The 14189-nt window shown below is 38.2% G+C and carries 16 protein-coding genes and 1 riboswitch; of the genes, 2 read left to right on the forward strand and 14 right to left on the reverse strand.

Annotated elements, in window-relative coordinates; translation table 11 throughout:
* Positions 1-39 precede the first annotated feature (39 nt).
* Genes thiD through thiT form a run of 6 tightly spaced genes read right to left on the reverse strand, consistent with a single transcriptional unit; the run spans position 40 to position 4038 of the window.
* Positions 40-861: a bifunctional hydroxymethylpyrimidine kinase/phosphomethylpyrimidine kinase gene (gene thiD, locus AC4BC5_RS06590; RefSeq protein WP_490497321.1), complete on the reverse strand. Its 822-nt coding sequence runs from the start codon at positions 859-861 to the stop codon at positions 40-42.
* On the reverse strand, positions 862-1485 hold the full coding sequence (gene thiE, locus AC4BC5_RS06595) for a thiamine phosphate synthase (protein WP_490497513.1): 624 nt from the start codon (positions 1483-1485) through the stop codon (positions 862-864).
* Positions 1479-2291: a hydroxyethylthiazole kinase gene (thiM, locus tag AC4BC5_RS06600; protein WP_490497322.1), complete on the reverse strand. Its 813-nt coding sequence runs from the start codon at positions 2289-2291 to the stop codon at positions 1479-1481. The genes thiE and thiM overlap by 7 nt, the downstream gene beginning before the upstream one ends.
* Complete coding sequence (thiW, locus tag AC4BC5_RS06605) at positions 2288-2803, reverse strand: energy coupling factor transporter S component ThiW (RefSeq protein ID WP_490497323.1); 516 nt, start codon at positions 2801-2803, stop codon at positions 2288-2290. Before thiW ends, thiM begins: the two co-directional genes overlap by 4 nt.
* Positions 2804-2814: 11 nt before the next feature.
* Positions 2815-3459 carry a thiaminase II gene (gene tenA, locus AC4BC5_RS06610; RefSeq protein WP_490497324.1) on the reverse strand — a complete coding sequence of 215 codons (645 nt, stop codon included), beginning with the start codon at positions 3457-3459 and terminating at the stop codon, positions 2815-2817.
* Positions 3460-3465: 6 nt separating this feature from the next.
* On the reverse strand, positions 3466-4038 hold the full coding sequence (thiT, locus tag AC4BC5_RS06615) for an energy-coupled thiamine transporter ThiT (RefSeq protein WP_490497325.1): 573 nt from the start codon (positions 4036-4038) through the stop codon (positions 3466-3468).
* Between the two features lie 66 nt (positions 4039-4104).
* Positions 4105-4206: riboswitch (TPP riboswitch) on the reverse strand.
* A 161-nt stretch (positions 4207-4367) separates the two neighbouring features.
* Between thiT and AC4BC5_RS06620 the strand changes: the two genes are divergently transcribed.
* Together AC4BC5_RS06620 and AC4BC5_RS06625 are read left to right on the forward strand one after the other, a co-directional pair.
* Positions 4368-4685, forward strand: coding sequence for a cupin domain-containing protein (locus tag AC4BC5_RS06620; RefSeq protein ID WP_490497326.1), 318 nt, complete (start codon positions 4368-4370; stop codon positions 4683-4685).
* A gap of 15 nt (positions 4686-4700) precedes the next feature.
* Positions 4701-6317, forward strand: a complete 1617-nt coding sequence (locus tag AC4BC5_RS06625) for a peptide ABC transporter substrate-binding protein (protein WP_490497327.1) — start codon at positions 4701-4703, stop codon at positions 6315-6317.
* A 42-nt stretch (positions 6318-6359) separates the two neighbouring features.
* Here the strand turns inward: AC4BC5_RS06625 and AC4BC5_RS06630 are convergent, their stop codons facing one another.
* From AC4BC5_RS06630 to AC4BC5_RS06665, 8 genes are all read right to left on the reverse strand, one after another.
* Positions 6360-7217: a histidine phosphatase family protein gene (locus AC4BC5_RS06630; protein WP_490497328.1), complete on the reverse strand. Its 858-nt coding sequence runs from the start codon at positions 7215-7217 to the stop codon at positions 6360-6362.
* A gap of 400 nt (positions 7218-7617) precedes the next feature.
* Complete coding sequence (locus tag AC4BC5_RS06635; RefSeq protein WP_490497329.1) at positions 7618-8598, reverse strand: ribose-phosphate diphosphokinase; 981 nt, start codon at positions 8596-8598, stop codon at positions 7618-7620.
* A gap of 113 nt (positions 8599-8711) precedes the next feature.
* Complete coding sequence (glmU, locus tag AC4BC5_RS06640) at positions 8712-10085, reverse strand: bifunctional UDP-N-acetylglucosamine diphosphorylase/glucosamine-1-phosphate N-acetyltransferase GlmU (protein WP_490497330.1); 1374 nt, start codon at positions 10083-10085, stop codon at positions 8712-8714.
* A gap of 91 nt (positions 10086-10176) precedes the next feature.
* A complete protein-coding gene (gene ndk / locus AC4BC5_RS06645; RefSeq protein ID WP_490497331.1) occupies positions 10177-10578 on the reverse strand; it encodes a nucleoside-diphosphate kinase in 402 nt (133 codons plus the stop codon).
* Between the two features lie 160 nt (positions 10579-10738).
* Positions 10739-11560: a pur operon repressor gene (gene purR / locus AC4BC5_RS06650; RefSeq protein ID WP_490497332.1), complete on the reverse strand. Its 822-nt coding sequence runs from the start codon at positions 11558-11560 to the stop codon at positions 10739-10741.
* 153 nt (positions 11561-11713) lie between these two features.
* Positions 11714-12547, reverse strand: coding sequence for a metal ABC transporter permease (locus AC4BC5_RS06655; RefSeq protein ID WP_490497333.1), 834 nt, complete (start codon positions 12545-12547; stop codon positions 11714-11716).
* Positions 12520-13200, reverse strand: coding sequence for a metal ABC transporter ATP-binding protein (locus AC4BC5_RS06660; RefSeq protein ID WP_490497334.1), 681 nt, complete (start codon positions 13198-13200; stop codon positions 12520-12522). The genes AC4BC5_RS06655 and AC4BC5_RS06660 overlap by 28 nt, the downstream gene beginning before the upstream one ends.
* Before the next feature lie 12 nt (positions 13201-13212).
* The gene (locus tag AC4BC5_RS06665; protein WP_490497335.1) at positions 13213-14142 is read right to left on the reverse strand and encodes a metal ABC transporter substrate-binding protein; all 930 of its coding nucleotides are present in this window, start codon (positions 14140-14142) and stop codon (positions 13213-13215) included.
* Positions 14143-14189 lie beyond the last annotated feature (47 nt).

Raw genomic sequence — 14189 nt, forward strand, 5'->3', positions numbered from 1 at the left:
AGTTTCGGCTTATTTTTCCTTATATTACAGGCGCTTCTTTTAGTCGTCTACTTGAACTTCTTCGCTTAATTTTGCCCAATGATTTGTTGGACCATGGCCATGGCCAACAAAAATCCCCTCTTGAATGGCTCCTTGAATAAATTTTTTAGCAGTAATAATTGCGGCTTTTGCTGTAGCACCTTTTGCTAATTCAGCCACAATACAAGAAGAAAAAGTATCCCCTGTGCCATGTGTATTTTTGGTAGCAATCCGTGGGGTACGCAGCCAAAAATCGGTCTGGTCTTCTAAAAGGACATAATCAGCTGACTCAGACCCTTCTTTATGTCCGCCTTTCATCACAACATGTCGAACTCCCAGACGTTGCAAATCATGCGCGGCTCGTTGCATATCCGCTTCTGTTTCGATTGAATAACCGACTAACACTTCCGCTTCTGGCAAATTCGGTGTGACAATAGTTGCTAACGGCAGTAGCTCTTCCTTAATTAGTTGAATCGCATCTTCTGTTAACAATGGATGACCCCCTTTAGCAATCATCACCGGATCAACTATTAGTGGACCAAAATCATACGTTTTCAAATTTTTAACAACTGCTGCTACATGTTCACTGTCTGCTAACATACCTGTTTTCGATGCTTTAATCGCAAAATCAGCAGCTAAAGAAGCAAATTGAGCATCGATAAATGAACAAGGAATGGGGTAACTTGCTTGTACACCCAGTGTATTCTGAGCGGTTAGAGCAATCACAATACTCATGCCGAAAACATGTCGGGCCTGAAATGTTTTTAAATCTGCTTGAATACCAGCACCACCACCAGAATCCGAACCAGCAATTGTAACCACTTGAGGTGTGCTATTTTCCATCTATTTCCTCTCCCATTCTAGAATTTTTTTACGCATATTTTCAACTTTTTTAGAAACAGATTCAGCTTTCATAATTTCGCTGACTACTGCTACACCTGCAATATCAAACTCTTTAAAGGTTGCTAAACGCTCCTCGGTAATCCCTCCAATAGCTACTACTGGAATGGTAATTGCCTCGGTAATTTCTTGCAATGTTTCAAGAGAAGTTAATGGCGTCTCTTTCGTTTTTGTAGGGAAAATCGCACCTACACCAAGATAATCTGCTCCTTCTTTTTCTGCTTCTTGTGCACGTGAAACAGTTTTAGCAGAGACCCCTAACCATTTTTTGCCAATTAATTTTCGCATAATTGCTACAGGCAACTCATCATCACCAATATGCACACCTGCCGCATCAATAGCTAAACAAATATCAACTCGATCATTAATAATCAAAGGAATTTCATATCGATCTGTAATGTCTTTTACTTGTTGTGCTAATTCATAAAATTCATGGGTAGACAATGCTTTTTCTCGTAACTGCACTAAAGTCACACCACTTTGGCAAGCTTCTTCAATGACTTTTAGAAAATCTTCGGTGCTACCATAACGCTGAGTTACTAAATATAATGCTAACTCTTTCATAATTTTCGTCCTTTCACCTGTTGGCTCCAAGTAGTATCTTGTGATAATAGAGATAATTGATTTAATGTTTCATGACGAAAATCAGCTAAACCGACTGAAGGAGCTAATTTTTGTTTCGCTTGTTCTCCACAGCAGTTGAAATAACTGACCCCTAGGATAGTTGCTGTTACAGCTTCATAACCGGCACCTAAAAACGCTGTAATTAATGCACCTACTAAATCTCCTGTCCCAGTAAAACAATCCAATTCTGGTACCCCATTTTCTAATAACCAAACTTGTTCACCGCTAACAACAATATCTTTTTTTCCTGTTGCTAAATAAGTAATGGCTGGATCTTGTTGTTGCAAAGCTGTAATTAATTCATTAATTGCCGCATCCTCTTGGTCAGAGGCACTACCATCGACACCTCGTCCTGCTGATGGCAAGCCACAAAAGGCCCGTAATTCTGAAATATTCCCTTTTAAAACGCTGGGTTGATTACCAGCTAATCGATGAGCTAAATCAAAACGTAACGATGTAGCTGCCGCGCCAACAATATCAACTACAACTGGTTTATTAACTAATTGACTAGCTTCTATTAGTGATTCTTCACGAGCAATCGACATTCTGCCCATATTTAGTAATAAGCCATCAATACTCTTGAATAAATCAGGAAATTCTCGAATATCTTCAGCCATGATGGGTTTTGCACCAACGAATAATAAGCCATTTGCTAATAATTCATTGGTAATTTCATTGGTAATACAATGAATCAATGGCGCTTTTTTCAGAGGTAAATACTGCGCAAGTGTATCTTGCCAAGTTGTCATATTGATACTCCTTTATATAAATGTTGAATTTTTTGAATCGCTGTGATGCTCTTGGCTTTTTGCCAGATAAAAAAGGCAACGACTGAACCAATACAAGCCGCTCCAATAAAACGTGGGGTATACATTAACCAATAAAAATCGCTACTACTACCAGTAAACCAAACCATTACCGGATAAGACAATAAAGAGCCAATAATTCCTGTACCAATAATTTCCCCGACCATCGAAGAAACAATGGATGGATACAAGCGATACCCCAGCCCTGCTAGGAAAGCTCCGAACACTGCACCAGTTAAGGCTAACGGCGGAATTCCCAATAACGTCATCCGAATTAAACCACAGACCAAAGCCATAATCGTTCCGTAAACTGGACCTAATAATACGCCAGCTAATACATTCATCACACTCGACATTGGTGCCATACCTTCAATTCGAAACAATGGAGATAAGACCACATCTAATGCAACCATCATCGCTAGATAGGTTAATTTCTGTAATTTTTTATTTTCCATAATATACTCCTTTATTTGTTGAAATTATATGCCATATTCCAAAAAGCCTCTTCCATCTTCACGCTAGTCACAAATGCAGCAATCATTTGTTGACGTTCGAATGCTGTAGCTTTTTGATATAAGCTATTTAACAATTCTTGTTCTTCTGCAACAATTGCCATGCTCTCTGGTGTCGTACAAGTATCAAGCCAACGCTGATAGATAGGGTGTGGCGATTCTCGTAAGGTTAAGCCAATTTCTTGATACAACCAAGCACAAGGTAGTAAACTCGCAAATGCTGTAGCAACAGAATCGTTCAATTGTTGATGCATGTGACTTACATACTCTTGAGGAACCATTGCAATTGGTGTTTGTTGTCTTTCTTGTTGTGTAATTTGGAGTGCTTCAAAAAAAGTTTCACGAATATTAATTTCTCCAGCTATCAAGCGTTTCGCCCCTTGTTGCATCATCTTCTTTATTTTTGGTAGCGTCGTCTGTTGAGCAATGGCTAGATAAACCGACTGCAATGATTCTAAATAATAACAATCTTGTAATAGATAATAACGGAAACAACTTTCAGGTAAGGTTCCCTGATGTAATTCTTGAATAAATGGATGTTTCAAGCTACGCTCCCAGCTTTCTTGTGCAGTACAGCGGGCGATTGTCACAAAATTCATTGGGTTTTACCTAATCGTATCTTTGGGAACAAAGATTGTCGGATTCATCCGATAAAGTATTAATAATACAATTGTCGTTACAATCGCCGTTGCTAGCCCGCTGATTCCATTCATCACTAAAGAAAAGACGACCGGACTCATGCCCCATAGCGCATACGAACCCCAGAAAACCCAACCAGCGACAAAATGCCAAAAATAACGAGCCAATGCGCCAATCATTACACCAGAAATGATTTGTTTGTGAGCAGTTGATTTGTCACCGTTAGCAATCGCTGTTTGTAATTTAGCAGCTGCAATACCTGTTAGACCGGCAAAAGTAAAAGCGATTGGATATTCAATTAATACCTGTATCACACTTAAAAAGAAGACTTTGCCCGTTGGAAAATGTAACAGCCCCCAAATAAATGCTGCTAATAAGCCGGCTTTAGGACCGCGGCGCAAGGCGTAAACTGCAATGGGGATTTGCCCAAGCGAAATGGAAAAACTTGAACCAATATCGACTGGAATAAACGATAAGACCATTGCTAAAGCTGCTAAAATGGTGCCTTCCACCCAAATTTTTGTTTTTGATGAACCCATAAAAAAACTCCTCCTTTAGAATCTTCACAATTCACAAAGGAGAAGTAAATGACAGTTATCATGTACACTTCAACTCATCACAATTCCTACGCTCGAATGATCGAAACAGGTACGGAGGGTTTAGAGTAAACTCAATCTCAGCCCAAATGGACTCCCCTTTGCGAGTAGATTCTATTTAATTTTTAATACAGCAAAAGCATAGCACAGTTTTTAGGTAATGAAAACCTTAATGTAATTTTTTTATTATTAAACGGACAATTTTTTTTGAAAGATTGACATTGTAATGGTTTCAAGTATTATTAGGTGTAATAAAAGAGAGGAGCGCTGATATGATTATTAAACCAACTCTTGCTGAAAAGATGAACATCTTTTTTGACAAGGAGAACCAACCTAATGAGCGTGTCACTATGGGCTTAATTACATTACAACCTGGTGAAAAAAGTCCAGCAGAAGGTTTTGCTCGCCACGACCAAGATGAATATTCTTATATTATTTCGGGAACGGCACATACCATTTTAGAAGATGGACAAGATTTAATTGGCAAACCTGGTGATGCGCAATTAATTGAAAAAGGAGAAGGTCACATCAATTACAATGACGGAGACGAACCAGCAGTGGTTGTCTGGATGTTAGTCGACCGTCACTAAACTAGGAGGAATAAAATGAATAAAAAGGGACTTTGGTTAGGTGCCCTAGCAACTTTAGCATTAGTCGGTTGTTCAACAGGGAAGCCAAAAGAAGAAGCAACACCAATTAATTTAATGTCTGCATCGGAATTAACAACGTTAGACACATCAAATATGTTAGATTTTCCCGATGCAATTACACATACTGCAGCCTTTGAAGGTTTGTATGCCTTAGATGAAAACGATGAAGTAATTCCCGCAGTGGCGAAAGAATTGCCTGAAATTTCTGACGATGGTAAAATTTATACGATTACTTTACGTGATAATGCTATTTGGAGCAACGACGAGCCAGTAACTGCTCATGACTTTGAAGCGGCCTGGAAAAAAATGATTGATCCCAAAAATGCCTTAATCTATAGCTTCTTACTAATCGATACGGTCGAAAATGCCGAAGCAATCGCAACCGGCGAAAAAGAAGTCGATGAATTAGGTGTAAAAGCACTCGACGATTACACCTTAGAAGTGCATTTAAGCGAAGCAAAACCATATTTCACATCCTTGCTCACTTTCCCTACATTCTTCCCACAAAATCAAACAGCCTTGAAAGAGTTTGGTGATAATTATGGGAAAGATAGTGAGAGTATTGTCTATAACGGACCTTTTATTGTTGAAAATTGGAAGCAATCTGGAACAAGTTGGGATTTAGTCAAAAACGACAAATATTGGGACAAAGAAAATGTCAAAGCGGAAAATATCCATTATGATGTCATCAAAGAAGCATCTACTGCTCTAAACTTATTCAATGATGGCCAATTAGATGTTGCTACTTTAACAGGTGAATTAGCGAAGCAAAACTTAACTAACGAAGACTTCCATTCCTATCCAACAGCAACGATGAATTATATCCGCATGAACCAAATCCGTGGTGGCAAAGATACCCCACTTAAAAACAGCGATTTACGTAAAGCTCTGGCGTTAGGTATCGACAAAGAAACTTTAGTGAACAATGTCATGGCTGATGGTTCCAAACCTCTTTACGGTGCAGTAACAGAAGGATTTGTTAGCAATCCAGCTACAGGAGTTGATTTCCGTGAAGAAGCGGGTAACTTGATGGAATATAACAAAGACGAAGCCTTACAATATTGGGAAAAAGCCAAAGCTGAGCTAGGAGATAACATTACTTTAGAATTGATGGTTACTGATGATGGTGGCTACAAAAAAATGGGTGAAAGTATTCAATACAGCTTACAAGAAACGTTCCCTGGCTTAACGATTGAACTAAAAGCTCTGCCAACTGAAACAGCATTAAACTTAGCTCGTGACAGCGACTATGACTTATTCTTGATTTATTGGACACCAGACTACAAGGATCCAATTTCGACTTTAAATACGTTATACTCAGGAAATGACCGTAACTACTCAAATCCGACCTATGATCAATTGTTAGATGATGCCTCAATCAAATACGCCAACGATTTAGAAAAACGTTGGGAAACTTTGATTGCAGCAGAAAAAGAAGTCATTGAAAATAATCCAGGCATGATTATTATCAGCCAAAACCAACAATCTGTTTTACAAAACAAAGCGATTGAAGGCTTAAATTACCATACATTTGCGGCACCATTAACGTTGAAAAATATTTATAAAAAATAAATGAAAACAGATCAGAAAAAATTTCTGGTCTGTTTTTTTCATCTATTCCGCTGCCGCTTCGCCTACTTCAACGTAACTCATATCATTAACAGATTCTAACGTGTATTTACCATCTTTGTACTTGATGATGTTTACGCTGGCATTTTTCAAGCCGCCTTCTGGTACTTCAAACTCTTCAAATAATGTATCTAATAACGCAGAAATACTTAACCCATGTGACGTAATCAAAATGTTGCCAGTACCTGGATTTTTAGACTCTTCTTCAACAATTGTAGTTAATCCTTCTGTTAGTCGATCAGTAATTGTTTGGTAATCTTCTGCGGGCCAGTTTATCCCTTCTTCAATCCCTTCTTTTTTCATATGTTCTTTATCTAATTTTGCTACACTATCAGCAAATTCTGACGGATCTAAATTTGCTAAAAATTCTTCTAAAGTCACACCACGATCATCAGCAATGTCTTGCCACATCGTATGGTTTAGGTCCCCTTCATACGTTCCGAAATTAAACTCACGTAAATGACGATCTGTATGAATTTCCAAATGATTAGATGCTGTATTTTCATCCATAATCAAGTTCGCTGTTTGAACGGCACGACCACTGTCGCTACTATAAACAGCTTGGAAATCAACGTCTTTCAAACCTACACCTGCTGCCGTCACAACTTCTTCACCCGCTGGCGTTAATACCGCATCAGACCAGCCCTGAACACGGTCTGTTGTATTTAACATCGTTTTTCCGTGACGGACGACATATAAAGTTAGCTCATCAGCGACCTCATCGCTAACCGTTGCTGACTCGATAACTGATTCGTTTGTTGGCGTAGTACCACCATTTTGACAGCCAGTTAATACGAGTCCAAATGAGAATAACACACCCGCTGCAACCAATAATTTCTTCATCTTTTTCTTCCTCCTAATTCTCCAGATTAAAAATGTTTTTCCAAAACAACAAAAAAACCCATAACTGTCCCAGGTAACTTGGATGCAGTTATAGGTTATGCTCTTTACAGATAACATTCCTAATCAATTGTATATAGATTTTTGCTTGAAGAAAATCTATAATGAAAAGGCTATCATAATTTTAAATACCTGTCAAACCTATTTTTGAAAAAGCTTACAATTTTATTTTCCTTAAAAAATAGCTTGATAAACAGGAAAATAGGCCTGTGACATAAGGAGATTGACCGTAAAATATCCGAACAATAGAAGATTACTCATGCTATTTTATTTGGATATTTTTGTCTTGTTTCGTCTTATATCACAGACCCATTTTGTTTCTTTTAATTTATAGTATCAGCCACTATTTAATAAATGCTTCTTTTGACTCAAATAATGGGCTGACTGGTTTGTTCTCATGGATACGTTTGATTGCTTCTGCCATTAAGCTACCAACGCTAATTTCATCAATCTTATCAATTTTGCGCTCTTCTGGTAAATTAATTGAATCAGTCACAACTAAACGTTCAATTGCTGATGCTTCAATCCGTTCTAAGGCTGGACCAGACAATACAGGATGTGTACAAGAGGCATATACACTTTTAGCACCAGCTTGTTTCAAAGCATTTGCTGCTAGAGTAATTGTACCTGCTGTATCAATAATATCATCAATTAGGACACAAATTTTGCCTTCAACATGACCAATAATGTTCATTACTTCAGCAACATTAGCGCGTGGACGACGTTTGTCAATAATTGCAATTGGTGCTTTTAAGAACTCTGCTAACTTACGCGCACGAGTTACCCCACCATGGTCAGGTGATACTACCACAACATCATCACCTTGAATGTTATTTTCTAAGAAGTAATTTGCAATTAATGGTGCACCCATCAAATGATCCACTGGAATATCAAAGAATCCTTGAATTTGTGACGCATGTAAGTCTAGTGTTACCATACGATTGGCACCAGCTTTTTCGATCATATTTGCCACTAATTTTGCTGTAATTGGTTCGCGAGAGCGTGCTTTACGGTCTTGACGAGCATAACCATAATAAGGCATCACAACGTTAATTGTTTTTGCACTGGCACGTTTTAAGGCATCAATCATGATTAATAACTCCATTAAGTTATCATTCACTGGGTTACTTGTTGATTGAATGATGTATACGTGCGCACCACGAATACTTTCTTCAATGTTGACTTGGATTTCACCATCACTGAATTGTTTGACCGAACATTTACCTAATTCTACACCTACTGCAGCAGCGATTTTTTCTGCTAACGGACGATTAGAGTTTAGCGCAAAAATCTTTAATTTTGGATCAGAATATTGATTCGACATGAGAACCTCCACTTTCTATACATTCGACTAGTAAAAAGACTACAATCTACTAGAATCATCTTCCTAGTAAATAGTAGTCATTTTTGACAAATAAATCAAGACTTTCGTCTAACTTATTGCATATATGGGAAATTTTTTGCGTAATCTTCTTTATTTACTTGGCGAGCACGTGCAATAGCTAAGGCATGTTCGGGTACATCCTCAGTGATAGTCGAACCTGCTGCGATACAACTATTGGCTGCTACATTGACTGGCGCAATCAGATTGGCTCCTGAGCCAATAAAACTGTGGTCGCCGATAACCGTTTGATATTTGTTTTTGCCATCATAGTTCACGAAAACTACGCCACAGCCAACATTGATGTCTTTGCCTAATGTCGCATCGCCAACATAGGTTAAGTGCCCTACTTTCGTTCCTTCACCAACCGTCGCATTTTTGACTTCGACAAAGTTGCCGATATGTGCATCTGCCATAATTTCAGCTTTTGGACGTAAATGGGCATAAGGACCAACATCCGCTCCAGAATGAACCGTACTTTCTTCGACTACCGATGATTTCACCACCACATGGTCACCAATGATACTGTCAACGATTTGTGATTGTGCGGTAATCACACAATTTTCACCAATGACTGTGTTACCTTTTAAGTACACACCTGGTTCAATGACTGTTTCTGCACCAATTTCAATGCCAGCATCGATATAGGTCGCTGCTGGGTCAACAAAAGTCACGCCATTCACCATGTGTTGGTGATTGATACGTGCTCGCATAATGCGGTTAGCTTCAGCTAAGGCAACTCGGTCATTCACACCTAACGATTCATCAAAATCTTGTGTTTGATAGGCTGCCACATTTTTGCCTTCGTCTTTTAGAATTTCAATAATGTCAGTTAAATAATATTCGCCTTGCGCATTATCGGTGTTTAATTTGGTTAAGGCATCGAATAATAATTCATTATCAAAACAATAAGTACCCGTATTGATTTCTTTAACTTGTGCTTCTTCGGGTGTCGCATCTTTTTGTTCCACGATCCGATCCACAATTCCGACGTGGTCACGTAAAATACGACCATACCCCGTTGGATTTTCTGCATGGGCGGTTAAGATAGTCGCAGAAGCCCCTTTTCCTTGATGGTATTCAAATAAATGGTCCAAGGTTTCTGATGTTAATAAGGGGGTATCTCCACTAATAACTAATGTCGTCCCTTTTTTACCTTTTAAAAAGTCGGCAGCTTGCATAACTGCATGACCTGTTCCTAGTTGTTCCGCTTGCAAGGCATATTGACTGCGCGCCCCTAATTGAGATTGTACTTTATCAGCGCCATGTCCAACAATGGTCACGATTTCTGCTGGTTTTGTTTCTTCCACACGATTAATGATATGTTCTACCATTGGTTTGCCACAAACAGGATGCAATACCTTGTACAGCTTTGATTTCATGCGGGTCCCTTTTCCGGCGGCTAAAATAATTGCGTAACGTGTATCCACGTAACTCACTCCATTCGCTTTTTGCTTTTTTCAGTGTAGCCCAATTGTACGAACTTTTCAACTATATCGGAATATTTATAGCTAGACCAATTTATTTCTGGAAAAAACGAGTGATTTCAATTTGAGCGGCTTCTAATGAATCTGACGCATGAACTACATTACGTGTTTGATTTGTTCCATATTCACCACGTATCGTGCCAATTTCGGCTTTTAATGGATCTGTCACACCAACCATTCTTCGAACACGTGTCACCGCATGTTCTCCTTCTAAAATAAGTAGTAAGACTGGGCCTTCTGTCATATATGCCAATAATTTTGGGAAAAATGGCTGATTAAGGATATGGCTGTAATGTTCTTTTAAAATTTCAGTAGACAAAACGGTCAGATTGATTGCTGCGATTTTTAAATTAGCAGCTTCAAAACGCTGAATAATTTTTCCGACTAGCTGACGTTCAATCCCATCAGGTTTGATGATTACAAGTGTTTGTTCCATACTATCATGCTCCCCTTTATCCATAATAGCTCTAGTTTACAAAAATCCTCAGCTAATGTAAACGCATTCTCGACATTCTTGCCTCAGTCCTAAATCAAATCATCCACAAAAAAATAAAAAACTGATTTCCAACAGGCCATGTTGAAAATCAGTCAATTGCTTATTCTTCATCAAAATAATTTCCTGGTACGACAGAAATGGTTTTGGTTTGAGTATTTACATCTTCGACAAATAATAAAGAATTGTATTCTTTTACAGCGCGTTCTCCACGAAATTTTGCTTCAGCAAACACAGTTACACCAACTAACTCAGCTTCGAATTCTTCAATCAATCCTTGCATCCCGTTAATTGTTCCGCCGCCTTTCATGAAATCATCCACAACTAAAACACGTGACCCTCGTTTTAGACTACGTTTCGACAATTCCATTTTTTCAATACGTTCCGATGAACCTGATACATAGTTTACACTGACCGTTGAACCCTCTGTAATTTTTGAGTCACGACGAACAATGACAAATGGTACATTTAAGTAATACGAAACAGCTTGAGCAATTGGCACACCTTTTGTTGCAACAGTCATCACTGCATCAATTTTTTCACCTAAGTATTTAGAAGCAATAATTCGTCCCACTTGGCGTAATAACTCTGGTTCCCCTAATAAATCAGATAAATAAACATAACCACCAGGAAGTAGACGATCTTGTTCTGATAAGCGTTCCGATAATGCAACAACATATTCTTTTGCTTCTTCTTTAGAGATTATTGGTACAAAAATAACGCCTCCTGCTGCGCCAGGAATCGTATCCAGAATCCCTGTCCCTCTTTCTCTAAATGTTTTTTTAATGATGGCTAAATCTTCACTAATCGATGATTTCGCTGACTCATAGCGTTTGGCAAAAAATGTCAATGAAATCAATTCATGAGGATGATCCAATAAATAGTGGGTCATATCAATTAATCGTTCACTACGACGAACCTTCACAAACTTCAACTCCTTTTCCTAAATTCTTTCTCCTTATTATAAAGCTTTTCACAGATTTTTTCGAGCATTTTCTTGATTATTAAAAAAAATGTTCGTACTTTATCAGTAGTAACTAAAAAAAGCACGAGAAATTTTCGTTTCTCGTGCTTTTTTTTAATTTTTTGCTTGTTTTTTTCGTTGGACCATAACTAGCAAACGTCGAATCAAATTAACCACTAAAAAGACTGCAATAAAGACTAGCGTAATCGTTGCTCCTGGAGGGGTTGAAAGATAATACGAACTGGTCAACCCTGTCAACATTCCTGCCAAGCCTATAATAATGCTAATCAAAATAACCATGTTAAAACTTTTACCTAAACGCATACTAATAGCTGCTGGTAATACCATAATTGCCGAAATTAATAAGGCGCCTGCAATTGGAATCATCACAGCAATTGCCACTCCCGTTAACACATTAAACATCATCGACATAAAATGAACTGGTAATCCATCTACATGAGCCGTGTCTTCATCGAAGGTTAGGACATACATTGGTTTTTTAAATAATAAAAATAACACTGCTGTAATCACAAATAAAATACCTAAAAAGACGACTTGATCTGAGGTAATCGTTACAATCGAACCGAAAAGATAGGATTGAATACTTGTTGACGAGTTACCACCACTCAAATTCATCAAGACTAATGCTAATGCTAAACCACCTGACATTAAAATAGCAATCGAAACCTCTGAATAACTTCGATACATCATACGAAGGTATTCAAGTACAATCGCCGCTAAAATAACAACGAGCATCGTCGTTAACGTTGGATTTAAATTTAAAAAGAACCCTAACGCCACACCAGCTAAAGAAACATGAGACAACGTATCCGCCATCAATGATTGACGACGAATGACTAGGAATACGCCTAGCATTGGAGCGATTCCTGCAATAAAAATTGCCGCTAAAAAAGCTCGTCTCATGAATTCATATGAAAGCATCTCCATTGAGAATCCTCCTTTCGCACTAAGCGGATTTGACGATCTGCATAATTTTTAATATCTTCATGATCATGAGTAATCATCAAAATTGCTTTCCCGTGTTGATGCGCACTATGACGCAATAAACGATAAAAATTATTACGTGATTCTTCATCCATCCCAGTTGTTGGTTCATCTAAAATAAATAAATCAGGATCTGTTGCAAAAATACGCGCCAAACTAATCCGTTGTTTTTGTCCACCTGATAATTCGCCAATTCGCTTGTGACGCATATCCCACATGCCAACAGCCTCTAACGCTTTTTGCACATGATCATAATCTCGTTGGGTTAATTTTTTAAACCAACGATTTTTTGGATAGCGTCCAGAACACACTAATTCCAACACAGTACTAGGGAAACCCACGTTAAAGGAAGCAATTTGTTGAGGAATATAACCGACACTTAAACGTTTGCCTTCAGCGTTTTTTTTCGCAATCGTAACTTGACCTTTTTCTGGTTTTAGTAACCCCAATGTTGAACGTACAAGCGTCGATTTCGCCGCACCATTTTCTCCAGTTAAGATAACAAACTCACCGGCATCTACGTGATAATTCACGCCTTCTAATACAGGTTCATCATCGTAATAAAACGTCAAATCTTTTACTTCTATATAATGCACCAGCGCACCTCCTTATTGAATACTGGCTTTCAATGCCTCCAGATTTTCACGCATGACACTTAAATAATTTTCGCCTGCGTCTAATTGTTCATTGGTTAGACTTTCTAAGGGATTTAAAACTTCTAACGATACGCCCGTTTCTTGCGCCAACGTTTCTGCAACTTTGGATGTGGCATTTTCTTCAAAATAAATTACTTTTACATCATGATCTTCTACATAATGTTTTAATTCAGCTAAACGACTAGGGCTAGGTTCTTCATCAGGAGAGAGCCCAGCAATTGATTCTTGTGTTAAACCATATTGTTTGGCTAAATAAGCAAATGCCGCATGTTGGGTAACGAAAGTTTTATTTTTTGCCTCTTTAAAAGCTGCTTGGAATTCTTGATCTAAGACTTTTAACTCATCCAAATAAACTGCCGCATTTTTTTCAAAAATAGCTTTTTTATCCGGATATTTTTCACTTAATGAATCACGAATCGTTTCGACTTCGTTCATTGCCAATACAGGATCAACCCAAACATGTGGATCATGTGCATGGTGATGCCCCTCATGCTCAGCTTCATGGTCATGGTCTTCTTCTTTGCCCGCTTCCATTAAATCAATTTGTCCAGCTGCTTCGATAAATGCCGTTTGTTTCGTATCAATACTTTCGTTCAAACGACTCACCCAAGTTTCCAGTTCTTCACTGTTGTAAACTAAAGCATCTGCTTCAGAAATTTTCGCAATATCTTTTGCACTGGGCTCATAATCATGAGCTTCAGTCCCAGCTGGGATTAATAATTCGACTTCCCCTTCCTCACCAATAACTTGCTTACTAAATTCATACATCGGATAGAAAGTTGTCATAACTTTTAATTCATCTGTTGTTTCTTGACTTTTTCCACACGCACCTAACAAAATACTACCTACTAAAAGGGCACTTGCTAAAAGGATTTTTTTCATTTTTACGATCCTCACTTTTTCTTTGAATAAACAAATCGTAAAGTTTA

It is taken from the genome of Enterococcus sp. AMC2644 (assembly GCF_058216475.1).

Bases quoted from the DNA above. Each gene is read 5' to 3' on its own strand.
- thiD (WP_490497321.1), bottom strand. From the start codon at position 861: ATGGAAAATAGCACACCTCAAGTGGTTACAATTGCTGGTTCGGATTCT.
- thiM (WP_490497322.1), bottom strand. From the start codon at position 2,291: ATGACAACTTGGCAAGATACACTTGCGCAGTATTTACCTCTGAAAAAA.
- thiW (WP_490497323.1), bottom strand. From the start codon at position 2,803: ATGGAAAATAAAAAATTACAGAAATTAACCTATCTAGCGATGATGGTT.
- tenA (WP_490497324.1), bottom strand. From the start codon at position 3,459: ATGAATTTTGTGACAATCGCCCGCTGTACTGCACAAGAAAGCTGGGAG.
- thiT (WP_490497325.1), bottom strand. From the start codon at position 4,038: ATGGGTTCATCAAAAACAAAAATTTGGGTGGAAGGCACCATTTTAGCA.
- AC4BC5_RS06620 (WP_490497326.1), top strand. From the start codon at position 4,368: ATGATTATTAAACCAACTCTTGCTGAAAAGATGAACATCTTTTTTGAC.
- AC4BC5_RS06625 (WP_490497327.1), top strand. From the start codon at position 4,701: ATGAATAAAAAGGGACTTTGGTTAGGTGCCCTAGCAACTTTAGCATTA.
- AC4BC5_RS06630 (WP_490497328.1), bottom strand. From the start codon at position 7,217: ATGAAGAAATTATTGGTTGCAGCGGGTGTGTTATTCTCATTTGGACTC.
- AC4BC5_RS06635 (WP_490497329.1), bottom strand. From the start codon at position 8,598: ATGTCGAATCAATATTCTGATCCAAAATTAAAGATTTTTGCGCTAAAC.
- ndk (WP_490497331.1), bottom strand. From the start codon at position 10,578: ATGGAACAAACACTTGTAATCATCAAACCTGATGGGATTGAACGTCAG.
- AC4BC5_RS06655 (WP_490497333.1), bottom strand. From the start codon at position 12,547: ATGGAGATGCTTTCATATGAATTCATGAGACGAGCTTTTTTAGCGGCA.
- AC4BC5_RS06665 (WP_490497335.1), bottom strand. From the start codon at position 14,142: ATGAAAAAAATCCTTTTAGCAAGTGCCCTTTTAGTAGGTAGTATTTTG.